Consider the following 25,069-nt stretch of genomic DNA (forward strand, 5'->3'; position numbering starts at 1 on the left):
CACCTGCGGCGATTGCCTCAGACTGACCTGGATCGGACGAAAACGGCTGATTCCGTCCAATTTCGGCTGATTCCGTCCAATCCCGGTAGAGTCCGTGCAGTCCGCCCAGTCCGTGCAGTCCGCCCAGTCCGTGCAGTCCGCCCTGCCCGTGCAGTCCGCGCAGCCCGTGCAGTCCTCCGTTCAGTCCGTTCAGTCCGCGCTGCGGCGCTCCGTACTGTCATCGGTCGTCATCGAGCGAAACCTGCTTGTCCGCTCTGTTTTCTTTTCTCTGCACTGTCTGTTTGCCTGTCCAAGCCGTATTCGCGGGGCCGTGTAGCGAAATTCGTGGGGTAGTGACGGCTTCGCCTCACATATCGCTACACGGCCAAGGCCACATGCGCGACCGGCTGACCGTTCGGGGTCCCAGACCCACGGCCGTGAGCCGAACTGCCGCAGCGCGAGCAGGGCATCCGTGCGAGAGGCACCTCAGCGGCCGAACAGTCGAGACGTGCACCGACCTCTCGACGCAGCCGAGCGTGCGCGGCGACGAAGAGGCCACGCCGAGCGGGAGAGCGCAGTAGATCAGCTCGGCGCCGTTCGTCTGCATCGAGCAGGGCCCAGTCGTGGCGCAGCATTCCGACTTCGCGCGCAACGGTGACGGCGAACATATCGATCTGCGCGCCGGCAAGGGTCAGAATCACGCCCCGAACATATCACCGACGGTCTCGAAGATGAGTTTGATGTTCAGCACGGTCAGCACGCCGGTCGCGAGCCATCCGAGCACCACGGCCCACCGCGGGTTCGCGAAGCTGCCCATGATCTTCTTCGACGAGGTGAACCAGACCAGCGGCACCATCGACACGGGCAGTGCGATGCAGAGAAACACCTGAGAGTTGACCAACAGGTTGTCGAGGGCCTGCTCGTCGCCTCCGTACATCACCGTGCAGATGATCACCGGAATCACCGCGATCGTTCGGGTGATCACGCGGCGGGCCCACAGCGGCATCCGCATCTTGATGAACCCCTCCATCACGACCTGACCGGTCAGCGTGCCGGTGATCGTCGAGTTCTGGCCCGAGGCGAGAAGGGCGACGGCGAAGAGCGTGCTGAGCACAGGGCTGGCGACGGCACCGGCGAGGCTGGAATCCTTGAGCGCGTCGTACAGCGCGCCGAACGTGCCCAAGTCGCTCTCGACGCCGAAGAACAAAGCCGCACCGAGCAGCAGCAGCAGACAGTTGATGATGAACGCGGCCGACAGCTGAATGTTTGAATCCCACGTCGCGAAGCGCACCGCACGCCTTTTCTCGACGTCGTCTTCGCGGGCGTAGTCGCGCGACTGCACGATGGCAGAGTGCAGGTACAGGTTGTGCGGCATGACGGTGGCGCCGACGATGCCAAGGGCGAGAGTCAGCTGCTCAGGTTTGAGGATGTCGGCCTTCGGTACGAAGCCGGCGAACACCTGCGGCAGATCAGGCTGGGCGATGACGACCTCGTAGATGAAGACGACCATGATCGTGAGGATGAGCGTGACGACGATGGCCTCGATCTTGCGAAAGCCGATCTGCAGCAGCAGGAGCAGCAGAAACACGTCGAGCACCGTGAGAATGACGCCCACCACGAGAGGCATGCCGAAGAGCAGGTGCAGAGCGATGGCCGCGCCGATCACCTCGGCCACGTCGGTGGCCATGATGGCCAGCTCGGTCACGATCCAGAGCACGAAGCCCGTCTTTCGCCCTGTGTGCGCCCGCGTCGCCTGGGCAAGGTCCATGCCCGTGACGATGCCCAGCTTCGCGGCCATGTACTGCAGCAGCATCGCGGTGAGGCTCGAGATCAGGATCACACTGAGCAGCAGATAGCCGAACTGCGAGCCGCCGCCGATCGAGGTCACCCAGTTGCCGGGATCCATATATCCGACCGCGACGAGCGCACCGGGGCCGCTGTAGGCGGCGAGCGTTCGCCAGAACCCGGCATGGGCGGGCGGTGTGCGCACGGTCGAGTTGATCTCTTGCAGCGACGGCCCGTTCGCCGGCTGAATCAGTCGCCTGCGCGACCCGTCTGCCCGTTTCGGACGCGTCTCAGATTCGATGGACATTTCGCGTGCTCCTCTACATGCACTCCCGGTGATCACGAGCCGCAGGCTCGCGCATGGTGGGCGAGCCTTGCACGTCCATCTGCAATTAGTTCTAGCACATTGAAATAAAAGTTCGGGTAACCGAACAGTTTGAGTTACGGTGGATGCTGTCGCTGCAATCCCGACTGGGTGCGCTGGCATGAAAAGCGAATACTCGATCGTCTGTGAAAGGACACCTGTATATGTGGGCAAAATCAAGACTCCTGCGCGTCGTGACCGCGACTGCCGCCGCGACGGTGGTGGTCGCATCTCTGAGCGCCTGCACTTCGAACGGCGGCAGTGAGCAGAAGTCGGCTGACGGCGACGGCAAGCCTCTCGTGCTCACCACGTTCACCGTGCTTGACGACATGGCCGAGAACGTGGCCGGCGACCATCTGAAAGTCGAGTCGATCACGAAGCCCGGCGCTGAGATCCACGACTACGAACCGACCCCGAGCGATATCAAAGAGGCCTCGAAGGCAGACCTGATTCTGAACAACGGCTTGGGCCTGGAACGCTGGTTCGAGAAGTTCACCTCTGACTCGAAGGCCAAGCGCGCCGACCTCTCTGAGGGCGTCGATCCGATCGACATCAGCGAGGGCGAGTACAGCGGCAAACCGAACCCCCATGCCTGGATGTCGCCGAAGAACGGGCAGATCTACGTCGACAACATCGTCAAGGCCTTCAGCGACCTCGACCCCGACCACGCCGCCGACTACAGACAGAACGGTGAGAACTACAAAAAGCAGCTCCAGGGCGTCTCAGACAGTCTGGAGCAGCGCCTGTCGAGCGTTCCCGAGGGGCAGCGCACTCTGGTGAGCTGCGAAGGAGCCTTCTCGTACCTGACCCGTGACTCGGGGCTGAACGAGATCTACATGTGGCCGGTCAACGCCGAGTCAGAGGGCACGCCGCAGCAGAAGGCCGACGTCGAGAACAAGGTGAAGGCCGCAAACGTGCCCGTGGTGTTCTGCGAGTCGACCGTCAACACCTCGGCGATGGAACAGGTGGCCGAGGCCACCGGCGCTCGCTTCGAGACTGATCCCGAACACCTGCTCTACGTCGACTCTCTGTCTGAGAAAGACGGTCCGGTGCCCACATACGTCGACCTGCTCAAGCACGACGCCGACACCATCGCCGACGGTCTGACCGGAGCCAGCGCCCAGTGAGCATCGACTCCGCTGTCGACGGCATCTCCGTCGACGATCTGAACGTCTCATATGGCGCAGTGCGTGCCCTGCGAGACGTCTCGGTGCATATCAGGCCCGGCCGCATCTGCGGTCTGGTCGGCATGAACGGTGCCGGCAAGTCGACGCTCTTCAAATCGCTGATGGGCGTCATTCCGATTCACAGCGGCAGGCTCTCGTTTCTCGGGGAGCCGTCTGTCAAGGCGCGCCGCGCCGGCATGATCGGATACGTACCGCAGCATGACGACATCGACACGACGTTTCCTCTGAGTGTGCAGGACGTCGTCATGCTCGGTCGCTACGGCTACCAGAACTGGCTGCGTCACCCGCGCGCGGTCGACCGTGAGGCGGTCGCCGAGGCGATCGAGCGCGTCGAACTCACCGGTCTCGCCAAAAGACAGATCGGGCAGCTCTCGGGCGGTCAGCGCAAACGCGTCTTCGTCGCCCGGGCCCTGGCCCAGCATGCACGTGTGCTGCTGCTCGACGAGCCCTTCGCCGGCGTCGACAAGCGGTCTGAGGCCACGATCGTCAGCGTGCTGCACGATCTCGTCGCCGATGGCGCGACGATTCTGGTCGCCACACATGACCTGCACTCGCTGCCTGCGCTCTGCGCCGAGTCGGTGCTGATCAACCGCACGGTGCTCATGCATGGCGAGACCAAGACGGTGCTGGAGCCGCAGAACCTGGCCCGCGCGTTCGACCTGAGCGCCGACGAGGCCAGAGAGGTGATCCGATGAACGACCTGATCTCGCTGCTGGTCGACCCCTGGCAGTATGCCTTCATGCAGCGCGCGCTGATCGTCGGCATGGTCACCGCCCTCGTCTGCGGCGTGATCAGCTGCTGGCTGGTGCTGATCGGCTGGTCGCTGATGGGTGACGCGATCTCGCACGCGGTGCTGCCCGGCGTGGTGCTCGCGTACATCTGGGGAGTTCCCTTCGCCGTCGGCGCGCTGCTCTTCGCTGCGATCGCCGTGACCCTGATCGGAGGCATGCGCGGGCAGCGGCTGGTGAAAGAGGATGCCGCGATCGGCATCGTGTTTACGACGCTGTTCGCCTTCGGTACCGTGCTGATATCGATCACTCCCAGCCAGACCGATCTGAATCACATCCTCTTCGGCAACCTGCTGGGCATCACCAAGACAGACATGTGGCAGGTGATCGTTCTCGGTGCGATCACTGTTGTCGTCGTGCTGCTGAAGCGTCGTGACCTCACCCTGTTCGCCTTCGACCCCACTCACGCCCGTTCGCTGGGACTGTCGACGCGCGTGCTGAGCAGTCTGCTGCTCGGTGCGCTGGCGGTGACCGTCGTCGTGTCGTTCCAGGCGGTCGGCGTGATCCTTGCGGTGTCGATGCTGATCGTGCCCGGTGCGACCGCCCGTCTGCTCACGTCGAGCATCTGGCGGATGCTCTGGCTGGCACCGCTGATCGCTGCCGTCTGCGTGTTGGTCGGCATTCTGCTCAGCTATGCGTTCGACACCTCGTCGGGCGGCATGATCGGTGTGGTGCTGGGCGTCGCGTTCGGCATCGTGTACCTGTTCGGGCCGTCGAGTGCGCTGTTCACGATACTGCGTCGTCATCACAGCGAAGAGGAGGCCGAAGCCGCCCTTCGTGAGAAGAACGAAGACGCGCGGCTCGGATCGACGCGCTGAGTCGCCGAGGCGACAGCGCGCATCCCAGACCACAGGCCGATGCCGACGATCCCACAGAGTCGTCGTCATCGGCCTGTTCTTCCCGCACGAAGTGCGGCATTCCAGATCGTTCTCTTCGGAGCGCCTGATCTGTTTCGCAGAGAAACGGCGGATACTACATGTTGTGGGTTACGAGAGCCTGAGGCACTACATATGGAGGTTGGGCAGACGGATGAGGTCGGGCAGACGGATGAGGTCGGACAAGTGATGCAGTCGACGACCACCGCGACGGTGCGAGAGCTTCGGGCAGACGAGTCACCCGAGGTGGTCTACTTCTCGAGCGTCTCTGAGAACACCCGTCGTTTCGTGGAGCGTGTGGGCCACGACGCTGTGCGCATCCCGCTGCGCCCACGCACCGAGGGCATGCTGCGCGTCTCGCGTCCCTTCGTGCTGGTGCTGCCGACCTATGGCGGCGGCGTGCGCAATGGCGCCGTGCCCAAACAGGTGATCCGCTTTCTCAACGACCCGGTCAATCGAGGCCTGCTGCGCGGCGTGATCACCGCGGGCAACACGAACTTCGGCGAGTACTACTGCTATGCCGGGCCGATCATCGCGACCAAGTGTCAGGTGCCCGAACTGTATCGGTTCGAGCTGTTGGGCACTGAGCGTGATGTCGAGCAGGTCGACAACGGCCTGACCCAGTTCTGGAGGCAGACCCACCAGGGTGACTCCCGCATCCCCGTCACGCACCGCGACGCGTCGGCGTGTTCAGGCCGCTGACCCAGTTCGCTGACCCAGTTCGCTGACCCAGGCCGCTGACCCAGTTCGCTGACTCAGTTCGCTGACTCAGGCCGTTGCGTGATCCAGGTCTGCATGGCGGCCCGGATGACCTCTGCGTTCTCTCTGCCTCCGTACACCGCGGCGAATCGGTCGTCGGCGACATAGAGCTCTGAGAGGCCGATGTAGGCGGCCTGATCCGGGACTCGGCCGCCCCAGAAGTCGGTGACCCAACGGTGGTGCGCGGCCACGAGCGCTTGGAACGGTTCTCCTGCGGGGTCATCGCCTGCTTCGGCTGCGCGACGAAGGGCCCCGTTGATCTCGAGGCTGCGTTCGTCGTCGGCGCGTCGCTCCTGATCGTTCAGGCGCTGCCGACGCTTCGCGCTCCGGTCCCAAGCCTCGTCGCCCCAGCGCTGCCGCACTTCAGTCTCGTGCTCACTCTGGTCGAAGCCGGCGAACATCTGTCTGATGGTCATATTCTCTCCCTCTGTGATCGCCCTGAGCGTCTGTTCGACAGCAGTGATCTGTCGCTCGACTCGTGCTCTCTTGTCTTCCAGCAGTGTGAGATGAGATCGCACCACGTCGGCGAGTGCCGTTTCGTCGTCGAGAGCGATCCGAATGCTGGAAAGCGGCAGCTCGAGCGCGCGCAGCGAGAGAATCCTGTACAGACGGGACAGCTCGGGCTCGCCATAGAAGCGATAGCCGTTTGGGGCCACCCGTGCGGGCCGAAGCAGCCCGATCTGCTCGTAGTGTCGAAGGGTTCTGCTGGTGAGCCCAGTAGCTCGGGCGACATCTCTGATCGGCCATTCGCGCATGTCACTGCTCCTGACGGCTCGGCGTTCGTGTTCATGGTTACCACTCTGTCGGTTGACGTCGCGGCAGAGTCAAGCGGCAGTGGACAGCCCGTCTGCTCTTTCTTGGCATTCCGTCGTTCTCGACGACGACGCGAACTGCTGACCGCCGGCCGAAGAGTGCGAACCAACTCATACCGTGATGAGTGAGGCGAGGCAACCCTTTCTTTCGTCGTTGCCACTCATTAGGCTGACCGAAACGAACTGGTGGCCCGACCACATCGGCGTGCGGGCCGCTGACAGCGATTCATAGGAGAGTGGCGAACATGGTGACGAGGCAGTTTCCCAAGCCCAGCGAGATCTTCGATCTGCTGCATTTCAAACCTATCGATCTGAATGGTCGCCGCCGGCGGCTCAACTCGGCGCTGACCATTTGGGATCTGCGCCGCATCGCAGCGCGGCGCACCCCACGAGCCGCCTTCGACTACACCGATGGCGCGGCCGAAGACGAGATCTCGCTGCGTCGTGCCCGGCAGGCGTTCCGCGATATCGAGCTGCATCCGTCTGTGCTGCACCCGGCGACGGATGTCGACACGAGCTGCGAGATCTTCGGCGGTTCGTCTGCGCTTCCGTTCGGCATTGCGCCGACGGGGTTCACGCGCCTGATGCAGACTGAGGGCGAGGTCGCCGGTGCCGGCGCTGCTGGCGCCGCGGGCATCCCGTTCACTCTGTCGACTTTGGGCACCACGTCGATCGAAGACGTCAAAGCGGCCAACCCCAACGGGCGCAACTGGTTCCAGCTCTATGTGATGCGTGACCGTGAGATCAGCTACGAGCTCACTCGTCGCGCGGCCAAAGCCGGGTTCGACACACTGTTCTTCACCGTCGACACCCCGGTCGCCGGGCAGCGTCTGCGAGACAAGCGCAACGGCTTCTCGATTCCGCCGCAGATCTCGCTCGGCACCGTCATCAATGCGATTCCGCGGCCATGGTGGTGGTGGGACTTCCTCACCACTCCTGAACTGGAGTTCGCTTCGCTGAGTTCGACCGGCGGTACGGTCGGCGAGCTGCTCGACAGCGCCATGGATCCCACCATCAGCTTCGATGACCTCGACGTCATTCGTGAGATGTGGCCCGGCAAACTCGTGATCAAGGGCGTGCAGAACGTCGAAGACGCGAAGAACCTGGTCGCTGCGGGGGTCGATGGAATCGTGCTCTCGAACCACGGCGGCCGCCAGCTCGACCGTGCCCCGGTGCCGTTCCAGCTGCTGCCCGACGTGGTCAAAGCCGTCGGCGACCGCACCGAGATCGGCGTCGACACCGGCATCATGTCTGGAGCCGACGTGGTCGCGGCGATCGCCAAGGGCGCGAACTTCACGCTCATCGGCCGCGCCTACCTGTATGGGCTGATGGCCGGTGGCCGTCAGGGCGTCGATCGCACGATCCAGATTCTGCGCGACGAGATCATCCGCACCATGAAGCTGCTCGGCGTCTCGTCGCTTGACGAACTGAACCCCGGCCACGTCACGCAGCTGCGCCGCCTGACGCGCGACGAACGCGAGGCGCACGGTGCGCAGGCCGCTGCGAGCGAGCTCAAGGCGAAAGCCGAGCGCGAGGCCGCCGGCGCCAAGAAGTGAGCCCGAGCTTCGTTCGTTGAGGCAGAAGGGGGCGTCGGCTTTCGCCGGCGCCCCTTTTTGCTGCCGTGCCGAGGCGGCGCGCTTCGGACCGCACTCTGCGCACAGACGCTCAGCGAATTCACAGTGCAGTCATGAGTCACCGGAATGCGCAGCGGTCAGGATTGATCGAACACCTCAGACCTGCTGGCCCGCGCCAGCCGAAAGGCCGTGGGCTCCATGGCATCCGCCGAACGGAGCGATCGAAGCAGAATCTGAGACGATGACGAGGCCATGCTGCGACATGGCCAGAGACAGGAGAGTGGTAGCGTGCGCAAGTTGCTCACAGCCGGAGTGATCGCGGCGACGATGGTGGGATTGGCCGGATGCTCAAACGGGTCGAACGGCGTCGACGTCACGGGTGACTTCGGCACGGCGGCGGCCGTCAGCGTCTCGGGCGACGTCGACACCTCGAAGGTGCAGGTCAAGACGCTGATCGACGGCGACGGCGACGGCGACACCGTCGGCAAGGACGACAACGTCGAGATCGGGCTGGCACTCTACGACCCGACCAATCAGAAAGATCTCTCGCCCTACAACACCACGTCGAGCCTGGCGTCGTGGAAGCAGTACTTCAGCTCGCTGCCCGATCAGATCGACGGCAAGAAGATCGGAACTCGCCTGAGCATCACCGGCAGTGCCTCCGACCTTCTCGGCGCGGGCAATGCGAGCAGCTACTTCGGTCTCGACGACTCCGCCCCGTTGGCGATGGTGGTCGACGTCATCGGGCTCGTGCAGTCGAGCGATCCCGAGCTATCTGACACATTCGGCGATGCCGATTTTCCGACTGTGACCCTCGACGACTCCGGAAACCCCACGACCACGATCACGACCGGTGTCACGCCGAAGACCACACAGGTCAAGGTCATCAAGCAGGGTGACGGAGAAACGGTGGCGGCGGGCAACAGCGTGTCGTTCCACTACCAGCTCACCAAGCTGCGCGACGGCAAGCAGGTCGAGAGCAACTACGGCGGCGACGCGGCATCGAGCACTGCAGACGAGTCAGGGCTGATTCCCGGATTCGTGAAGGCGCTGGTCGGGCAGAAAGTCGGCTCGACGGTGGTGGCGGTGGTGCCGCCGTCAGAGGCGTATGGCAGCAGCGACGGAGCGGTGATGCAGCATGAGGCTCTGGTGTTCGTGCTCACGATCGATTCGACCGGGCCGGCCAGCGACGCCTCGACCTCGACAGGGGAATGAGGCGCTAGAAACGCGCGAGGAGCAGAAGTGCCGAGCCGGTGTCGGGCTGACCGAGCACCGGCTCGGCTGCACCTTGGGCACACCGCCGGGTACACCTTCTATCAGTATTCGGTGCGCCCAAGGGGATTCGAACCCCTGACCTTTGGTACCGGAAACCAACGCTCTATCCAGCTGAGCTATGGGCGCAGACCGCACGCACCCACATCGCAGGCGCACACAGACGCCCATCAGAATAGCATCCATCGCAGCCCATGCAGGGCGCGGCGCGCTCGCAGTCGCTAGAATAGGCCCTCGTGACCCCTGAAGATCTTTCGCAGACCATCGTCGACATCCTGCACGGCCTCGCCGAGTCAGGCGACGTGCCGGCCGAGCTCACCTCGGTGCCGGCCCCGCGCATCGACCGGCCGAAGAGCCGCGACCACGGTGACTGGGCGACCAACGTCGCGCTGCAGCACGCCAAGCGCGTCGGGCTGGTTCCGCGTGCGCTCGCCGAGACGATCGCCGGGCGTCTGCGCGACGTCGACGGCATCGCCGAGGTCGACGTCGCAGGCCCGGGGTTCATCAACGTGACGCTCGACGCTGCTGCGGGAGCCAGCATCCTGCCGACGGTCATCGACCAGGGTGACCATTTCGGAGACAACGAGGCGCTCGCCGGTCACTCGATCGACCTCGAGTTCGTCTCGGCCAACCCGACCGGTCCGCTGCACATCGGGCACACCCGGTGGGCGGCGCTGGGCGATTCGATCGCTCGGCTGCTCAGGGCATCCGGCGCGAAGGTCGTCAGCGAGTACTACATCAACGACGCCGGCAGTCAGATGAATCGGTTCGCCGACTCGGTGCTCGCCGCGATCAAGGGTGAGCCCACGCCCGAGGGCGGCTACCCGGGGCAGTACATCCAGGACCTCGCCGCCTACGTCAAAGGCGAGCGACCCGACATTCTCGATCTGCCGGCCGACGAGCAGCTCTCGACCGCACGCGAGCTCGCCTACGCGAAGCAGCTCGCCGAGATCAAGCACTCGCTCGACACGTTCAACGTGCACTTCGACGTGTGGTTCAGCGAGCGTCGCCTGCACGCGATCAACCCCGAGACCGGTACGAGCCTGATTCAGGATGCGGTGCAGCACCTGCGAGATCAGGGTCGCGTCTTCGAGCAGGAGGGTGCGACCTGGGTGCGCACCTCTGACTTCGGCGACGACAAAGACCGCGTGGTCGTGCGTTCCAACGGCGAAGAGACGTATTTCGCCGCCGATGCCGCGTACTATCTCGACAAGCGTCGCCGGGGGTACGAGCAGGCCATTTACTTCTTGGGCGCCGATCATCACGGGTACGTGAACCGGCTGAAGGCGATCGTGGCCGCGGCGGGCGACGATCCCGAGACGAACATCAGCGTGCTGATCGGGCAGCTGGTAAACCTCAACGGAGCCAAGCTCTCGAAGCGCGCGGGCAACATCATCGAGCTCGACGATCTGCTCTCCTGGATCGGCAGCGACGCGATGCGCTACTGGCTGGCGCGGTACCCCGCAGACTCTCCGCTGAATCTCGACGGCGAGAAACTGCGCAGCCGTACCAATGACAATCCGGTGTTCTACGTGCAGTACGCGCATGCCCGCACGCATAACGTGGGGCTGAACGCCGCTGCCGCGGGCATCGCCGTTGCACTGCCCGGGCAGGACGTCGAACAGGTGCGCGCCGCGGCTGCGAAGTCGGCGGCTGCCGGGGTCACCGTCTCGGCCTTCGACTTCGACCCATCGACGCTCACGCACGCCACCGAGACCGAGCTGATCGCGAAGATCGCGCAGTTCCCGGCCGTGGTGGCGAAGGCTGCGGAGTTCCGCGAGCCGCACCGCGTGGCCCGCTATCTCGAAGAGCTCGCAAGCGATTTCCACCGCTGGTACGACAGCTGCCGCGTGATTCCGCTCAGCAACGGAGCGGTCGAGCCGGTGCATGCTGCGCGCCTGGCGCTCAACGATGCCGCGGGACAGGTTCTGCGCAACGGCCTGAATCTGTTGGGCGTCTCTGCCCCAGAGCGCATGTGAGCATCTGATTCTGGCAGCAGGTGGTCCTGGCTGCAGGTCATTCCGTCTGCGCGCAGGATAGCGGCAGACTCTTGGTGCGCGTCGTCCGCGGTTCTGATCGGTTTCGCGTCGAGTTGGCAGAACTTGTGGCTATCAGTCTCTGATGGCCGCACCTTCTGTACTCTCGGCGGTGTGACTTCGGGTTCCGGGCGGTGTCGTCCGCGGTTCTGATCGGTTTCGCGTCGAGTTGGCAGAACTTGTGGCTATCAGTCTCTGATGGCCGCACCTTCTGTACTCTCGGCATCGACTCGGCTCCGGCTCATCGCCGAACACCACATCTTCCGCACTCTCGGCGGCAGGGTCGTAGGTTTGCTCCTGCTGGGGCAGGCCGCTGCGTCGACCACGTAGAATATGCGGGTGCCCTCACACTCAGATCACATCGAACCGCTGGCTCCTGAATGGCTCGCCATTCCCGAAGACCTGAACACCCTCGACCCTTCCATCTGGCCAGACACCGCGACCCGAAATGCCGCTGGGGCGGTCGAGATCGGGGGAGTGTCGGTCGTCGAGCTCGCAGAGACCTTCGGCACGCCGCTCTACGTGGTCGATCGGACCACCGCCGTCGCACAGGCCACGCGCATCCGTGACGCATTCGCGAACGCACTCGCTGCGATCGGCACCGACGTCACCGTCTACTACGCCTCGAAGGCCCTGCTCACCTCAGATGTCGTGCGCTGGATGCGCGACGCCGGGCTCAACGTCGACGTCTCGAGCGGTGGCGAGCTCGCGATCGCCGTCGCCGCAGGAATGCCGCCGCAGCGCATCGGCCTGCACGGCAACAACAAGTCGTATGCCGAGCTGCGCGCCGCGGTCGGCATCGGCCTGGGCACGATCGTGGTCGACTCGCTCGACGAGATCGATCTGCTGCAGGCCGTGATCGAAGACGCGGTCGCCGAGACGGCGGCGGATGCGGCAGCCGGTTCGCCTACTGCGTCCAGCCCGCTGGCCGACCCGTCGTATCGACAGCGCGTGCGACTGCGTGTGACGACGGGCGTGCACGCGTCGACGCATGAGTTCCTGGCCACCGCGCGCGAAGACCAGAAGTTCGGGGTGGCGCTCGCCGATGTCGACGAAGCGGTGCGCCGTCTGCGCGCGATCGACCGCGTCGAATTCGTGGGCATGCATTCGCACATCGGGTCGCAGATCTTCGACGCGCTCGGGTTCGACGAAGCGATCACGCGTCTCATCGAGGTGCAGAAGCGGCTGCTCGAAGGCGGACCGGTTCCCGAACTCAACCTGGGCGGCGGCTTCGGCATCGCCTACACCGAGGCCGACCAGCCGCGACCGATCGAGCAGATGGCCGAGAACATCGCATCGACCCTGCAGCGTGCCTGCTTCGCTCAGGGCGTTCAGGTGCCGCACATCGCAATCGAGCCGGGTCGTTCGATCGTGGGGCGTGCCGGTGTGACGCTCTACGAGACCGGCACGATCAAAGACGTGCAGGTCGATCATCTTGCCGGCAATACGCGTCGGTACATCGCCGTCGACGGGGGAATGAGCGACAACCCGCGCCCCGAGCTGTACGGCGCCGACTATCAGGCCGCACTCGCCTCGCGTACCAGCGACGCCGAGCCGGTGCTCGTGCGCGTGGTGGGCAAACACTGCGAGAGCGGCGACATCGTGGTGCAGGCCGACTACCTGCCCGAAGACGTGCGGCGGGGCGACCTGCTCGCCGTGCCCGACACCGGAGCGTACTGCTTCTCGCTGTCGTCGAACTACAACATGCTTCCGCGCCCGGCAGTCGTGGGCGTCTGGGACGGAGCCGCGCACCTGCTGGTGCACGGTGAGAGCATCGAGACGCTGCTGCGCCGTGACGCCGGTCTCGAGATCACGAACAAGACGGAGGACAGATGACTCACCGCACGCTGAAAGTGGCCCTGCTCGGTGCCGGCTCGGTCGGCGCTCAGACGGCCCGCCAGCTGATCGAGCGGCGTGCCGAGCTCGCGCAGCGCATCGGTGCCGACTTCGAGCTGATCGGCATCGCGGTTCGAAACCTGCACGGTCACCGTGACGTCGAGCTGCCACAGCAGCTGTTCACCACCGACGCAGACCGCCTCATCGACGAGGCCGACATCGTGATCGAGCTGATCGGCGGCATCGAGCCAGCACGCACGTACATCGAGCGCGCGCTCAGCGACGGCAAAGACGTCATCACCGCGAACAAGGCTCTGCTGGCCGCGCATCAGGTCGACATCTTCGAGGCCGGGCGCCGCGGCGGCGCCGAAACCTGGTACGAGGCGGCCGCGGCGGCCGCGATCCCGATCATTCGGCCGCTGCAGGACTCTCTCGTGGGCGACCGCATCAACCGCGTGCTCGGCATCGTCAACGGCAGCACGAACTACATCCTCGACCGCATCGACACCGCAGGCATCACGCTCGAAGAGGCCCTTGCCGAGGCCAGCCGTCTGGGCTACCTCGAAGCCGACCCGAGTGCCGACGTCGAGGGGCATGACGCAGCAGCCAAGGCGACGATTCTGGCCGGTCTCGCGTTCCACACGCACGTGCCTCGGTCTGCAGTGCACACCGAGGGCATCACGCAGCTCACCACCGAACAGCTGGTCGCCGCGAAACGCGACGGCTACGTGGTGAAGCTGCTGGCGATCGCCGAGCGGCTGCCTGCGGAACCGGGCGAACGCGATGCGGTCAACGTGCGCGTGTATCCGGCGATGGTGCCGGCAGATCACCCGCTCGCCGCGGTGCACGGCGGCAAGAACGCGATCTTCGTCGAGGCTCTCGACGCCGGCGATCTGATGTTCTATGGGGCGGGAGCCGGCGGTGTCGAGACGTCATCGACGGTGCTCAGCGACTTCGTGCTCGCCGCCAAGCGCATCGTGCGCGGTGCTCCGGCGGAGTTCGTCTCCTTCGACGCGAACCTGCGCATCGCCGACATCTCAGAGGTCGAGTCGAGCTGGCACATCACCCTGCACGTCGCCGACGAGCCAGGCGTGCTCGAACAGATCTCGGCTGTCTTCGCAGGCAACGAGATCTCGGTTCGTGCGCTGCACCAGGAGCAGCTGGCCGACTCCGCCGCAGACGCCAGCCTCGTCGTGGTCACGCACCGTGCCACAGAAGGCCGACTGCAGCGCACCGTCGAGCAGCTGGCCGAGGCCTCTGCCGTACGCGCCGTGATCGGCGTCATGCGCGTCGAGGGAGACTGACATGTCTGTGCGCGTCCGTGTTCCGGGCACCAGCGCCAATCTGGGGCCAGGCTTCGACTCGCTCGGCATCGCCGTCGACCTGTGGAACGAAGTCGAGGTCGTTCCGAACGACTCCGGCCGGTTCACGGTCGACGTGCAGGGCGCGGGGGCGAAGTGGCTGCCGCGCGACCGCCGCAACCTGCTCGTGCGCATCCTGCTGCAGACCACTGCGCAGCTCGGAGGCAGCCTCTCTGGGGCGCATCTGCGTGCGGTGAACGGCGTGCCGCAGTCGGGAGGGCTCGGATCGTCGGCGTCGGCCGTGGTCGCCGGAGTCGCCGCGGCGCTCGCACTGCACACCGGCGGGCAGCCCGACCGCGACGAGGTCTTCCGGCTGGCCAGCGCCTGCGAGGGGCACCCGGACAACGCGGCTCCGGCCGTCTACGGCGGCGCGACCATCGCCTACACCGATGCCGAGGGGCTCCCTCGCTGCGCCTCCATGACGGTCGACGAGAGCATCCACGCGGTACTGCTGGTGCCTGACTACACGACCAAGACGAGCGCCATGCGCATGCTCCAGCCAGAGAGCGTGCCGGTCGCCGACGCCGTGTTCAACCTGTCGCGTTCGGCGCTGCTGGTGCATGCTCTCGGCGAAGACCCGAGCCTGCTCTTCGAAGCGACCGAAGACCGCCTGCATCAGCCGTACCGTGCGCAGGCGATGCCGGCGACCGACCGCATGATCACCGATCTGCGCACGCGGGGGCATGCGGCTGCGCTGAGCGGGGCGGGGCCGACCGTGCTCGTGCTCGCGACCAGCTCGGCTGAGGCCGACGCCGTGGCAGCGGCGGATGGCCTGGTCGATTCCGCCTCGAATGACACGCCCGTGCGATGGAAGTCGCATCGGGTGGCGATCGCCGCTGAGGGTGCTACAGTAGAGCTGTGACTTTGAGAGCTCTGCTCTCGGTCATGATCCAGCGGCACCTCACGTTTTCTCAGATGTGTGCCCTTCTGTAATGACGATCGGGACCACCGATCGATGAATCTCCTTGGCCGAAACGGCAAGGCGAGAGGAAAACCTCCTGTGACTGATGTCAAGAACACCACCCAGACGCCGAAGCTGACCACCCTGCGCGTGGCAGAGCTGCAGAGCATCGCCGCAGAGCTGGGGCTCTCAGGCGTGAAGCTCCGCAAGAGCGAACTGATCTCAGCGATCACCGATCGCCGTGCCGAGCTGGCCGGCGCATCGAACGCTGAGCCGACCAACACCAGAGACGCTGAGCCAGCAGCTGCAGCGAGCACCACCGAGCAGCCCACTGCGGCCGCCGCCACAGCCGAGGCCGAGCCGGCCGCCGCAGCCGCCGAGGCGCCGCAGACACGCCGTGCCACCACGGGTCGCCGCTCGCGTCGGGCGACGCTGCCCACGACCGATGTGGCCGATGGCGTCAACGCCGAGGTCACCGTCGAGGTGCTCGACGCACCCGGCGCTCAGGCTGAGCAGAGCACGGCCGAGACACCGCGCACCGAGGCGCGCGCCCCGCGTCGTGCCAGCTCGAAGCAGACCGCCGCTCGACATGCCGACAGCAGCCAGAGCGACGCCACGCACGACGAGGTCGCCGCAGACGCGACGGCTCAGAGCGACGAGCCGGCTGAGAACGCACAGTCCGAGACGGCGCAGGCAGGTGAGCAGCGCGAATCGAAGCGCGGTCGCCGCAGCGAGCAGCGCACTGACGCAGAGAACACCTCAGCAGAGTCGAACGGCGAGAGCGCCGACAGTGAGACCGAGGGCCACGAGGGCCGCAATGAGCACCGCGAAGGGCGTCGCAGCCGTGGGCGCGGGCGTGGCCGTGGGCGTGACAACGACCGTCAGAACGACAACGAGTCGGCTGAGGGCAAAGACGCCAAAGACGAGAACAACGACCGCAGCGACAAGAACGATCGCAGCGACAAGAACGACAAGAATGACAAGCACGACCGCCACGAGAAGGGCGACCGTCGCGAACGCGGTGAGAAGGGCGACGACAACTCGCGTCGCGACGATCACGACAACGACGAGCGTCGTGGCCGCAACCGCAACCGCAACCGCAACCGTGACCGCAAGCGTCGCGGCCGTGAAGACGAGCCCGAGTACACCGAGAACGACACCTTGATTCCGATCGCAGGTGTGCTCGAGGTGCTCGACAACTACGCGTTCGTGCGCACCAGCGGCTACCTGCCCGGCCCGAACGACGTGTACGTCTCGCTCGGACAGGTCAAGCGCTACGGTCTGCGCAAGGGCGACGCGGTCGTCGGCGCGATCAAAGAGCCGCGTGAGAACGAGAACAGCAGCCGTCAGAAGTACAACGCACTGGTCAAGCTCGACACCGTCAACGGTGCCACGGTCGAAGAGGCGCGTCAGCGCGTCGAGTTCTCGAAGCTCACGCCGCTGTACCCCCAAGAGCGTCTGCGCCTCGAGACCGAGCCGCAGAAGCTCACCGGTCGCGTCATCGATCTGGTCGCACCGATCGGCAAGGGTCAGCGTGGTCTGATCGTCGCACCGCCGAAGGCCGGCAAGACGATCATCATGCAGCAGATCGCCAACGCGATCACGGTGAACAACCCAGAGGTGCACCTCATGGTCGTACTCGTCGACGAGCGCCCCGAAGAGGTCACCGACATGCAGCGCACGGTCAAGGGCGAGGTCATCGCCTCGACGTTCGACCGCCCCGCCGACGACCACACCACGGTCGCCGAGCTGGCCATCGAGCGGGCAAAGCGCCTGGTCGAGCTTGGTCACGACGTGGTTGTTCTGCTCGACTCGATCACCCGTCTGGGCCGTGCCTACAACCTGTCGACGCCGGCCTCGGGTCGCATCCTCTCCGGTGGTGTCGACGCCTCGGCGCTCTACCCGCCCAAGCGCTTCTTCGGCGCCGCGCGCAACATCGAGAACGGCGGCTCGCTGACGATCATCGCCTCGGCGCTGGTCGAGACCGGTTCGAAGATGGACGAAGTGATCTTCGAGGAGTTCAAGGGCACCGGCAACATGGAGCTTCGCCTGTCGCGTCAGCTGGCCGACAAGCGCATCTTCCCGGCGGTCGACGTCAACGCGTCGGGCACCCGTCGCGAAGAGCTGCTGCTGCCGGCCGACGAGCTCAAAATCGTCTGGAAGCTGCGTCGCGCACTGGGCGGCCTCGAACCGCAGCAGGCCATCGAGATCGTGTTCAACGGTCTGAAAGAGACCAAGTCGAACGTCGAGTTCCTGATGCGCATGCAGGCACATGACGTGCCCGGCCTGCGCCAGCGTTGAGCGAGGCCTCGACTGTGAGCTCGATGTTCGACTCCGTCGACAAACTGCTCGCCGAGCACGCTGATCTGCAGGTGCAGCTGGCCGACCCGGTGGTGCACACCAAGCCGGCCCTGGCCAAAAAGCTCAGTCGTCGGTACAACGAGCTCAATGCGATCAAGGTCGCCTACGAGCACTGGCGGCAGACTGACGAAGACCTCGAGGCCGCGCGTGAGCTGGCCAAAGAAGACGATTCGTTCGCCGAGGAGGTGCCCGGTCTTGAGACCGAGCTCACCGCGTCGGCCGAACGCCTGCGTCGACTGCTGATTCCGCGCGATCCCGATGACGGCCGTGATGTGATCATGGAGATCAAAGGCGGTGAGGGCGGCGAGGAGTCCGCCCTCTTCGCCGGCGACCTGCTGCGCATGTACATGCACTACGCCGAGAAGAAGGGGTGGAAGGTCGAGATGCTCGACTCCACCGAATCCGACCTCGGCGGGTACAAAGACGTCTCGGTGGCTATCAAGGGTCGTTCGAACAACCCGGCTGAGGGCGTCTGGGCGCACCTCAAGTACGAAGGCGGCGTGCACCGCGTACAGCGTGTGCCGGTCACCGAGAGCCAGGGTCGCATCCACACCTCGACCACCGGAGTGCTGGTGTTCCCCGAGGTCGACGAGCCCGAAGAGGTGCAGATCAATCAGAACGATCTGCGCATCGACGTCTACCGTTCGTCCGGCCCCGGCGGTCAGTCGGTCAACACGACCGACTCGGCGGTGCGCATCACCCACCTGCCGACCGGCATCGTGGTGTCGATGCAGAACGAGAAGAGCCAGATCCAGAACCGTGACGCCGCCATGCGCGTGCTGCGGGCCCGCCTGCTCGCCAAACAGCAGGAAGAGCTCGACGCCGCAGCCAGCGAGCAGCGCCACAGTCAGATTCGCTCGATGGACCGTTCGGAGCGCATCCGCACCTACAACTTTCCAGAGAACCGCATTGCCGACCACCGCACCGGGTTCAAGGCCTACAACCTCGATCAGGTGATGAACGGCGAGCTCGATCCCGTGATCGAGTCAGCTGTGGCCGCCGATGAGACGCACCGTCTCGAGGCACTGGGGCAGTGACCGATCCAGCTGGCGGCAGCGAGGTGGGGCCGGTGGTCCTGCGGATGCTGCAGCGGCTGGCCGAGGCCGGTATCGGCCCGGCTCGGGCCGAGTCTCGACAGATCGTCGCGCACGTGCTCGACGTGAGCCTGGGTGACCTCAGCCTGGCCGAGCTCACCGGTCGACTCCGGGTGAGCGCCGAGCAGATGCACACCATCGAGACGCTGACCGAACGACGCGCGCGGCGCATCCCGCTGCAGCATGTGCTCGGCAGGGCGCCCTTTCGCGCGCTTGATCTGTCAATCGGGGAGGGCGTGTTCGTGCCGCGCCCAGAGACCGAGCTGCTGGTCGAACGCGCACTCGAACTGCTGAGCGAGCGTCGTGCCGCCGAGCAGACTTCCGACTCTGACCGTGACGACGCAGCCGCTGTCGACCAGGCCCTGACAGACGGCACTCGACGCGACGTCGCCCCACGACGCCTCCGAGTCTTCGAAGCGGGCACCGGTTCGGCCGCGATCAGCCTCGCGATCGCCACCGAGCTGCCGCACACGCACGTGCGCACCGTCGAACTCGAGACCGCCGCCGAAGCGTGGGCGCGGCGCAACATCGTCGCCTACACCGATGCCCTGGCAGCGGCCGACAGCACCGTCGAGCTCGTCGCCGGTGATGCGATCGCTGACCTCGCCGTCGCCTCCTCATCGCTGCTGCCAGCGCACCCACGGTCACGGGCACAGGCGGCAGCGCAGATGACGCCTGGCCGGCCCGTGGCAGAGTCAGCAGGCACGTTCGATCTGATCGTGTCGAACCCGCCATACGTGCCGACGGGAGACATCCCGCTCGAGCCCGAGGCACGAGCCGACCCCGACACGGCGCTCTACTCCGGCGCCGACGGTCTCGACTTCATCCGTGAGCTGGTCGCGCCCGCGTTCGCCGCGCTGCGGGCCGGAGGGAGCATCCTCTTGGAGCACACCGAGCAGCAGGGCTCGGACGTGCGCATGCTGCTCGAAACGGCGGGGTTCGAGGCAGCACAGACGCATCGTGATCTGACCGGTCGTGATCGATTCACCGAAGCCCGACACCCGTCGCGCCACTGAGCCGCTGAACGCACTCGGTCGCGAGTCGACACAGGGCACACGCAGACTCGGCGACTAGACTGCTACAGACACCCCGAGGAGACTTCGACATGAGCAGCGTGTTCGACTGCAGCGACACTGAGCAGCTACTGACCGGAACGAGAGAGGCCCGCCGAGCCATCGGGCGCGGACGACTGGTCGTGATGCCCACCGACACGGTCTACGGCATCGCCGCCGACGCCTTCTCTCCAGACGCGGTCAACGCGCTGCTCGAGGCGAAGGGGCGCACACGTCAGTCGCCGCCGCCGGTGCTGATTCCGAGTCTGAACAGCCTGCATGCTCTGGCCGAAGACGTGCCCGAACCCATCGAACGGGCAGCTGAGAAGTTCTGGCCGGGCGCGCTCACCATCATTCTCAACGCACGCAGCAGCCTGAACTGGGATCTCGGCGACACGCAGGGCACGGTTGCGCTGCGTATTCCCGACGAGCCGGTTGCCCTCGCCGTGCTCGAGGAGACGGGGCCCCTCGCGGTGTCTTCGGCGAATCGGCACAGCCAGCCGGCCGCGACCACGATCGACGACGCACAGCAGCAGCTCGGCGACAGCGTCGAGGTCTACCTCGACCATGGCACCAGTCACAGCGGACTCTCGTCGACCATCATTGATGCGACGCTCTTCGAGGTGAACGGCGCGGTGCGGATCGTGCGGCAGGGCGGCGTCACCCCTGAGCAGCTCGCCGAGGTGATCGGCGACGGCAAGGTGCTGACCGAGTGAAGGGCTATGCACTGGTCGCATTCGTCGCGGCTGTCGCGACGTGGGGGCTGACTTGGGTGGTGCTGCGCTTCGCGCTGCGCTTTCACATCTATCCCGCCATCAGAGCGCGAGATGTGCACACCCGCCCGACGCCCAGACTCGGGGGAGTGGCCATCTTCATCGGCATCATGCTCGGGCTGTTCACGGCGAGCCGCATTGAGTGGTTCAGCGAGGTGTTCAGACACCCGGGTCAGATGGCCGCTCTGGCGGCGGCCAGCCTGCTGATCGTCTTCATCGGTGTCTTCGACGATCTCTATGACATGGTCTGGTACGCCAAACTCGCGGGACAGTTTCTTGCCGCCGGCATTCTCACCTGGCAGGGGTTTCAGATCGTGTCGCTGCCGATCGGCGGCACGCTGATCGGCTCGGGGGTCGTCAGCGCGCTGCTCACCACGATTCTCATCGTGCTCACGATGAACGCCGTCAACTTCATCGACGGGCTCGACGGGCTGGTCGCAGGCGTCATCCTGCTCGCCTCAGGCGTGTTCTTCCTCTACGTCTATCTGCTGACGGTGCGCACCTCGCCGACCGACTACTTCAACCTCGCGACGCTGGTCGCCGCGCTGCTGATCGGTGGATGCGTCGGCTTTCTGCCCTGGAACTGGCACCCGGCCAAGATCTTCATGGGTGACTCCGGCGCGATGCTGCTGGGGATGCTGCTGGCGGTGAGCGCGATCTCGGTCACCGGTCAGATCGACCCGCAGACGCTCTCGGACTCAAGCGTCTGGCTGCCGCTGCTGGTGCCCGTCGTCGTGCTCTCACTGCCCTTCGTCGACTTCGCTCTGGCGGTCATCAGGCGCGTCGGTGCAGGAAAGAGCCCGTTCAGCCCGGACCGCAAGCATCTGCACCATCGTCTGCTCGGTCTCGGCCACAACACGTACACTGCAGTGGCGGTGTTCTACAGCTGGACGATCGTGCTGTCCCTCTCATGCTTCCTGTTCATGGTGTGGCCTTGGCCGTTCGTCGTGGTCTTCGCCGTGATCGGCATCCTCTGCTGCATCGTGCTCACGTTCTGGCCCGTGTTGCAGCCCCAGCTGGGGTGGGGGCCGCCGATACCGAACGAACTGCAGCTGACGGCCAGACGCATCCGCAAGAAGGAGACCGCATGACCACCCCCGAAGACCGCGCCCAGCACCCAGACGACCAGAGCGCATCCGCATTCGACGAGCAATTCGTGGTAGACGACGAAGAGCAGCCGGTGAAGAGACAGGCCGCACCCGGTCTGGTCAGCGTGCTTCGACTCTCGCTGTTGCTCACGGCGGCGCTCGCCGTGCTCGTCGCCATCGTCGGAGGCCTCATCGGGTGGTCGGTCGCCGGCTGGAACGGCGTGCTCAGCGCACTTGTCGGAGCTGCACTCACCCTCGCCTTCGCAGCGATCACGGCCGGCAGTCTGTGGCTCGGATCCCGCCAGGGAGGCATCTCGTTTCTGGCCATCGTGCTCGGCGGATGGATCGTCAAGATCATCGTGTTCATCGGGCTGCTCGCTCTGATCACCTCGGCGCCGTTCGTCGTGAAGGGCGTGCTCTTCGGTTCGATCGTCGCCGCCGTGCTCGGCTCTCTCGCCGCCGACTCTTTCGCCGCGATGCGTGCGAAGGTGCCGTATGTCGACGATCCGCAGTGAGCCAGGCCCTCCCGAACTCACCCAAACCGCACAGTCGGTTCCGCACTCGCGGCCAGATGTTGCTAGTATGTCCCGTGGTGGTCTTGTCACTGGCCGCCGAATCACTCAATACGCGCCGTGGCGAAGACTGCGGACATCGCTCAGGAGAATGATCTTTTGATTCACGCGCTGACCCAGCTGACAACGCCGACTCTCGCCGCTGACGGCGAGTTCCACGCACCGAGCATCAGCGAGTTCTTCCCCGAACCAATCTTCTTCGCGGGCACGCCGTTCGAGCTCAACCGCATCGCACTGATCCGCATCTTGGTGATGCTCGTGATCATCGCGCTGCTGTGGTTCGGAACTCGCAAGCTGAAGCTCGTTCCCGGTCGCGGCCAGGGCATGCTCGAGTTCGCATATGACTTCGTGCGGGTCAACATCGCCGAAGAGATGCTCGGCAAGAAAGACGGCAAGCGCTTTGTGCCGCTGCTGTTCACCATCTTCATCGTGGTGCTCGGCTTCAACATCACCGGCATCGTTCCCGGCCTGAACCTCGCAGCTTCGGCGACCATCGGCTTTCCGCTGGTCTTGGCACTCGTCGCCTACATCGTCTTCATCTACGCAGGCATCAAGAAGCATGGCGCCGGGTACTTCAAGAACGCCCTGTTCCCGGCCGGAGTGCCCAAGGTGATGTACCTTCTGGTCACCCCGATCGAGTTTCTCTCGACTTTCGTCATTCGTCCGGTCTCGCTGACCCTTCGACTTCTGATGAACATGGTCGCCGGCCACCTCATCCTGGTGCTCTGCTTCAGTGCCACCTGGTTCTTCCTGTTCAGCGCTGACGGCATTCTCAAGAGCTTCAGCGTCGTCACATTCGCCTTCGGCTTCGCGTTCACTCTCTTCGAGATTCTGGTCGCAGCCCTGCAGGCATACATCTTCACTCTTCTGACAACGGCCTACATTCAGTCGTCGCTGGCAGAAGAGCACTAAGCGGCCGGAAACCTCCGGCCACACTATGGAAGGAAACGAAAACCCGTGGATATCAACACACTCGCTGAGATTTCGGGCAACATCAACAGCGTCGGCTACGGCCTGGCAGCCATCGGCCCCGGTATCGGTATCGGCATCGCCGGCGGCAAGACCGTCGAGGCGATTGCTCGTCAGCCCGAACTCGCTGGCAGACTGCAGACCACCTTCTTCCTGGCGGTGGCATTCACCGAGGCGCTGGCCCTCATCGGCCTCGCTGCGGGCTTCATCTTCCAGTAAGTCGACACCCACCTCAGACGTAAGGCACTAATATGGCTCAATTCGCGCTGACAGCAGGCGTACAGGCCGCCGAGGAAGAGCACAACATTCTTTTCCCCGCCGTCTACGACTGGTCGCTGTCGCTCATCATCTTCCTCGTCCTGCTCATCTTCGTGTGGAAGGTCATCGTACCCAAGCTGCAGAAGACGCTGGACGAGCGCTCAGAGAAGATCGAGGGTGGCATCCAGCAGGCGCAGAAGGCTCAGGAAGAGGCCGCGGCCGCACTGAACGCCTACAACGCGCAGCTGGCCGAAGCACGCGTCGAGGCTCAGAAGATTCGGGACGCCGCCCGATCAGAGGGTGCGCAGATCGTCGCCGAGCTCAAAGAGCAGGCGACGACCGAGGCCCAGCGAATCAGCGATCAGGCTCACGCTCAGATCGCTGCAGATCGCAAGACGGCCTTCGACCAGCTGAAGAGTGAGATCGGCGTGCTGTCGGTCGACCTCGCATCACAGGTCGTCGGTCAGTCGCTCGAAGACGACCAGAAGTCGAAGGCCGTCGTCGATCACTTCCTCGCTGACCTCGAGAAGTCGGAGGCCAAGTAGGCATGGGAAGCGCCACCGTACACTCACTCGAGCGGGCCGCAGAGATTCTGACCGTCGACACCCAGGTTCGTGGCCTGGACGCCGCAGAGGGAATCTTCGAGGTCGCCGACGCACTGGGCGAGAGCGCTCAGCTTCGCGGACTCATCGCCGACCCCTCGACTGACGAACAGCTGCGTGTCGGTCTGATCACCCGGCTGTTCACCGGCAAAGTGGCGGATGTCGTGGTCGCATTCGTCGAGAAGACCGCCGCACTGCGCTGGTCGAGTGACGACGAGTTCGTCTCATCGATCGAGGCTCTCGGCGAGACGGCGGTGGCGTTGACGGCCCAGCAGGAGGGCAATCTGGAGCGCCTGGAAGATGAGCTCTTTCAGGTCGCCCAGGTGTTCGAAGGCAGCCGTGAGCTGCAGCTGAGCCTCTCACACCCGGGCGAGCACCCACAGGCTGAACGCCAGCTCGTGGATCGGCTCTTCGGGCAGCAGACTCTGCCGGCGACCACGCTTTTGGCGACCCGTGCGGTCAGCAGCGTGCGTGGCAGCAAGGTCGCACGTCGACTTCATGAGATCGCAGAGCGGGTCTCAGCGGTCGCCGGCCGACAGGTCGCAGACGTGACCTCGGCGCGCCCGCTTTCCGAGCCGCAGCGAGCCGCTCTGGCTCAGGCGTTGCAGAACGAGGCGGGCGGCCCCGTTCATGTCAACGTGTCAGTCGACCCCGCCCTCGTCGGCGGCGTCGTCGTTCGTCTCGGCGACACCCTCATCGACTCATCGGCTCGCACGAAGCTGACCCAGCTTCGACAGGCCATCGCGTAGTCGATTTCGACAGGTACTGAAC

The 25,069-nt window shown here is 65.0% G+C and carries 23 protein-coding genes and 1 tRNA gene; 20 read left to right on the plus strand and 4 right to left on the minus strand.

Annotated features, from left to right (window positions below):
• Positions 1-356: 356 nt before the first annotated feature.
• Together F8O08_RS02305 and F8O08_RS02310 are read right to left on the minus strand one after the other, a co-directional pair.
• Positions 357-680, minus strand: a complete 324-nt coding sequence (locus tag F8O08_RS02305) for a hypothetical protein (protein ID WP_158042440.1) — start codon at positions 678-680, stop codon at positions 357-359.
• Positions 677-2,071, minus strand: coding sequence for an Nramp family divalent metal transporter (locus F8O08_RS02310; RefSeq protein WP_158038738.1), 1,395 nt, complete (start codon positions 2,069-2,071; stop codon positions 677-679). The genes F8O08_RS02305 and F8O08_RS02310 overlap by 4 nt, the downstream gene beginning before the upstream one ends.
• Before the next feature lie 221 nt (positions 2,072-2,292).
• Between F8O08_RS02310 and F8O08_RS02315 the strand changes: the two genes are divergently transcribed.
• The 4 genes from F8O08_RS02315 (at position 2,293) to nrdI (ending at position 5,680) form a co-directional block, all read left to right on the plus strand.
• Positions 2,293-3,255, plus strand: a complete 963-nt coding sequence (locus F8O08_RS02315; RefSeq protein ID WP_158042441.1) for a metal ABC transporter substrate-binding protein — start codon at positions 2,293-2,295, stop codon at positions 3,253-3,255.
• The gene (locus F8O08_RS02320) at positions 3,252-4,010 is read left to right on the plus strand and encodes a metal ABC transporter ATP-binding protein (RefSeq protein WP_225733541.1); all 759 of its coding nucleotides are present in this window, start codon (positions 3,252-3,254) and stop codon (positions 4,008-4,010) included. The genes F8O08_RS02315 and F8O08_RS02320 overlap by 4 nt, the downstream gene beginning before the upstream one ends.
• Positions 4,007-4,921 (plus strand): metal ABC transporter permease, encoded by a 915-nt coding sequence (locus tag F8O08_RS02325; RefSeq protein WP_158038736.1) that lies wholly within the window; start codon positions 4,007-4,009, stop codon positions 4,919-4,921. Before F8O08_RS02320 ends, F8O08_RS02325 begins: the two co-directional genes overlap by 4 nt.
• A 246-nt stretch (positions 4,922-5,167) precedes the next feature.
• Positions 5,168-5,680: a class Ib ribonucleoside-diphosphate reductase assembly flavoprotein NrdI gene (gene nrdI / locus F8O08_RS02330; protein ID WP_158038798.1), complete on the plus strand. Its 513-nt coding sequence runs from the start codon at positions 5,168-5,170 to the stop codon at positions 5,678-5,680.
• A 53-nt stretch (positions 5,681-5,733) separates the two neighbouring features.
• Here the strand turns inward: nrdI and F8O08_RS02335 are convergent, their stop codons facing one another.
• The gene (locus F8O08_RS02335) at positions 5,734-6,492 is read right to left on the minus strand and encodes a MerR family transcriptional regulator (RefSeq protein ID WP_158042442.1); all 759 of its coding nucleotides are present in this window, start codon (positions 6,490-6,492) and stop codon (positions 5,734-5,736) included.
• 302 nt (positions 6,493-6,794) lie between these two features.
• Between F8O08_RS02335 and F8O08_RS02340 the strand changes: the two genes are divergently transcribed.
• Positions 6,795-8,105, plus strand: a complete 1,311-nt coding sequence (locus tag F8O08_RS02340) for an alpha-hydroxy acid oxidase (protein WP_158042443.1) — start codon at positions 6,795-6,797, stop codon at positions 8,103-8,105.
• A 306-nt stretch (positions 8,106-8,411) separates the two neighbouring features.
• Positions 8,412-9,338 carry an FKBP-type peptidyl-prolyl cis-trans isomerase gene (locus tag F8O08_RS02345; protein ID WP_192497691.1) on the plus strand — a complete coding sequence of 309 codons (927 nt, stop codon included), beginning with the start codon at positions 8,412-8,414 and terminating at the stop codon, positions 9,336-9,338.
• A gap of 112 nt (positions 9,339-9,450) precedes the next feature.
• Here F8O08_RS02345 and F8O08_RS02350 read toward each other — a convergent pair.
• Positions 9,451-9,524: transfer RNA gene (locus F8O08_RS02350), tRNA-Arg, on the minus strand.
• Between the two features lie 107 nt (positions 9,525-9,631).
• Between F8O08_RS02350 and argS the strand changes: the two genes are divergently transcribed.
• The 14 genes from argS (at position 9,632) to F8O08_RS02420 (ending at position 25,047) form a co-directional block, all read left to right on the plus strand.
• The gene (gene argS, locus F8O08_RS02355; RefSeq protein ID WP_158042445.1) at positions 9,632-11,374 is read left to right on the plus strand and encodes an arginine--tRNA ligase; all 1,743 of its coding nucleotides are present in this window, start codon (positions 9,632-9,634) and stop codon (positions 11,372-11,374) included.
• Positions 11,375-11,770: 396 nt separating this feature from the next.
• Positions 11,771-13,267 carry a diaminopimelate decarboxylase family protein gene (locus F8O08_RS02360; protein ID WP_412973467.1) on the plus strand — a complete coding sequence of 499 codons (1,497 nt, stop codon included), beginning with the start codon at positions 11,771-11,773 and terminating at the stop codon, positions 13,265-13,267.
• On the plus strand, positions 13,264-14,571 hold the full coding sequence (locus tag F8O08_RS02365) for a homoserine dehydrogenase (RefSeq protein WP_158042446.1): 1,308 nt from the start codon (positions 13,264-13,266) through the stop codon (positions 14,569-14,571). Before F8O08_RS02360 ends, F8O08_RS02365 begins: the two co-directional genes overlap by 4 nt.
• Before the next feature lies 1 nt (position 14,572).
• Entirely contained in the window at positions 14,573-15,490 is a 918-nt protein-coding gene (thrB, locus tag F8O08_RS02370) for a homoserine kinase (protein ID WP_158042447.1), read from the plus strand.
• A gap of 138 nt (positions 15,491-15,628) precedes the next feature.
• Positions 15,629-17,830: a transcription termination factor Rho gene (gene rho, locus F8O08_RS02375; RefSeq protein WP_225733542.1), complete on the plus strand. Its 2,202-nt coding sequence runs from the start codon at positions 15,629-15,631 to the stop codon at positions 17,828-17,830.
• Between the two features lie 23 nt (positions 17,831-17,853).
• Positions 17,854-18,927 (plus strand): peptide chain release factor 1, encoded by a 1,074-nt coding sequence (gene prfA, locus F8O08_RS02380; RefSeq protein WP_158030901.1) that lies wholly within the window; start codon positions 17,854-17,856, stop codon positions 18,925-18,927.
• Positions 18,924-20,000, plus strand: coding sequence for a N5-glutamine methyltransferase family protein (locus F8O08_RS02385; RefSeq protein ID WP_158042449.1), 1,077 nt, complete (start codon positions 18,924-18,926; stop codon positions 19,998-20,000). The genes prfA and F8O08_RS02385 overlap by 4 nt, the downstream gene beginning before the upstream one ends.
• An 89-nt stretch (positions 20,001-20,089) precedes the next feature.
• Positions 20,090-20,752: an L-threonylcarbamoyladenylate synthase gene (locus F8O08_RS02390; RefSeq protein WP_158042450.1), complete on the plus strand. Its 663-nt coding sequence runs from the start codon at positions 20,090-20,092 to the stop codon at positions 20,750-20,752.
• The gene (locus F8O08_RS02395) at positions 20,749-21,900 is read left to right on the plus strand and encodes an MraY family glycosyltransferase (protein ID WP_158042451.1); all 1,152 of its coding nucleotides are present in this window, start codon (positions 20,749-20,751) and stop codon (positions 21,898-21,900) included. Before F8O08_RS02390 ends, F8O08_RS02395 begins: the two co-directional genes overlap by 4 nt.
• Positions 21,897-22,412, plus strand: coding sequence for a hypothetical protein (locus tag F8O08_RS02400; protein ID WP_158042452.1), 516 nt, complete (start codon positions 21,897-21,899; stop codon positions 22,410-22,412). Before F8O08_RS02395 ends, F8O08_RS02400 begins: the two co-directional genes overlap by 4 nt.
• A 117-nt stretch (positions 22,413-22,529) precedes the next feature.
• The gene (atpB, locus tag F8O08_RS02405) at positions 22,530-23,381 is read left to right on the plus strand and encodes a F0F1 ATP synthase subunit A (protein ID WP_412973466.1); all 852 of its coding nucleotides are present in this window, start codon (positions 22,530-22,532) and stop codon (positions 23,379-23,381) included.
• 45 nt (positions 23,382-23,426) lie between these two features.
• Positions 23,427-23,657: an ATP synthase F0 subunit C gene (atpE, locus tag F8O08_RS02410; protein ID WP_158038723.1), complete on the plus strand. Its 231-nt coding sequence runs from the start codon at positions 23,427-23,429 to the stop codon at positions 23,655-23,657.
• Between the two features lie 32 nt (positions 23,658-23,689).
• Positions 23,690-24,241: a F0F1 ATP synthase subunit B gene (locus F8O08_RS02415; protein ID WP_158030907.1), complete on the plus strand. Its 552-nt coding sequence runs from the start codon at positions 23,690-23,692 to the stop codon at positions 24,239-24,241.
• A 2-nt stretch (positions 24,242-24,243) separates the two neighbouring features.
• Positions 24,244-25,047 carry a F0F1 ATP synthase subunit delta gene (locus tag F8O08_RS02420; protein WP_158038722.1) on the plus strand — a complete coding sequence of 268 codons (804 nt, stop codon included), beginning with the start codon at positions 24,244-24,246 and terminating at the stop codon, positions 25,045-25,047.
• Positions 25,048-25,069 lie beyond the last annotated feature (22 nt).

Source organism: Pseudoclavibacter sp. CFCC 13611 (assembly GCF_008831225.1).
Taxonomy (GTDB): Bacteria; Actinomycetota; Actinomycetes; order Actinomycetales; family Microbacteriaceae; genus Pseudoclavibacter_A.

What these genes read in the sequence shown, in the direction of transcription:
- nrdI (WP_158038798.1), top strand. Translation starts at nt 5,168, where the DNA reads ATGCAGTCGACGACCACCGCGACGGTGCGAGAGCTTCGGGCAGACGAG.
- prfA (WP_158030901.1), top strand. Translation starts at nt 17,854, where the DNA reads ATGTTCGACTCCGTCGACAAACTGCTCGCCGAGCACGCTGATCTGCAG.
- thrB (WP_158042447.1), top strand. Translation starts at nt 14,573, where the DNA reads ATGTCTGTGCGCGTCCGTGTTCCGGGCACCAGCGCCAATCTGGGGCCA.
- F8O08_RS02310 (WP_158038738.1), bottom strand. Translation starts at nt 2,071, where the DNA reads ATGTCCATCGAATCTGAGACGCGTCCGAAACGGGCAGACGGGTCGCGC.
- F8O08_RS02335 (WP_158042442.1), bottom strand. Translation starts at nt 6,492, where the DNA reads ATGCGCGAATGGCCGATCAGAGATGTCGCCCGAGCTACTGGGCTCACC.
- F8O08_RS02340 (WP_158042443.1), top strand. Translation starts at nt 6,795, where the DNA reads ATGGTGACGAGGCAGTTTCCCAAGCCCAGCGAGATCTTCGATCTGCTG.
- F8O08_RS02365 (WP_158042446.1), top strand. Translation starts at nt 13,264, where the DNA reads ATGACTCACCGCACGCTGAAAGTGGCCCTGCTCGGTGCCGGCTCGGTC.
- F8O08_RS02415 (WP_158030907.1), top strand. Translation starts at nt 23,690, where the DNA reads ATGGCTCAATTCGCGCTGACAGCAGGCGTACAGGCCGCCGAGGAAGAG.
- F8O08_RS02420 (WP_158038722.1), top strand. Translation starts at nt 24,244, where the DNA reads ATGGGAAGCGCCACCGTACACTCACTCGAGCGGGCCGCAGAGATTCTG.
- F8O08_RS02325 (WP_158038736.1), top strand. Translation starts at nt 4,007, where the DNA reads ATGAACGACCTGATCTCGCTGCTGGTCGACCCCTGGCAGTATGCCTTC.
- F8O08_RS02390 (WP_158042450.1), top strand. Translation starts at nt 20,090, where the DNA reads ATGAGCAGCGTGTTCGACTGCAGCGACACTGAGCAGCTACTGACCGGA.
- F8O08_RS02400 (WP_158042452.1), top strand. Translation starts at nt 21,897, where the DNA reads ATGACCACCCCCGAAGACCGCGCCCAGCACCCAGACGACCAGAGCGCA.
- F8O08_RS02315 (WP_158042441.1), top strand. Translation starts at nt 2,293, where the DNA reads ATGTGGGCAAAATCAAGACTCCTGCGCGTCGTGACCGCGACTGCCGCC.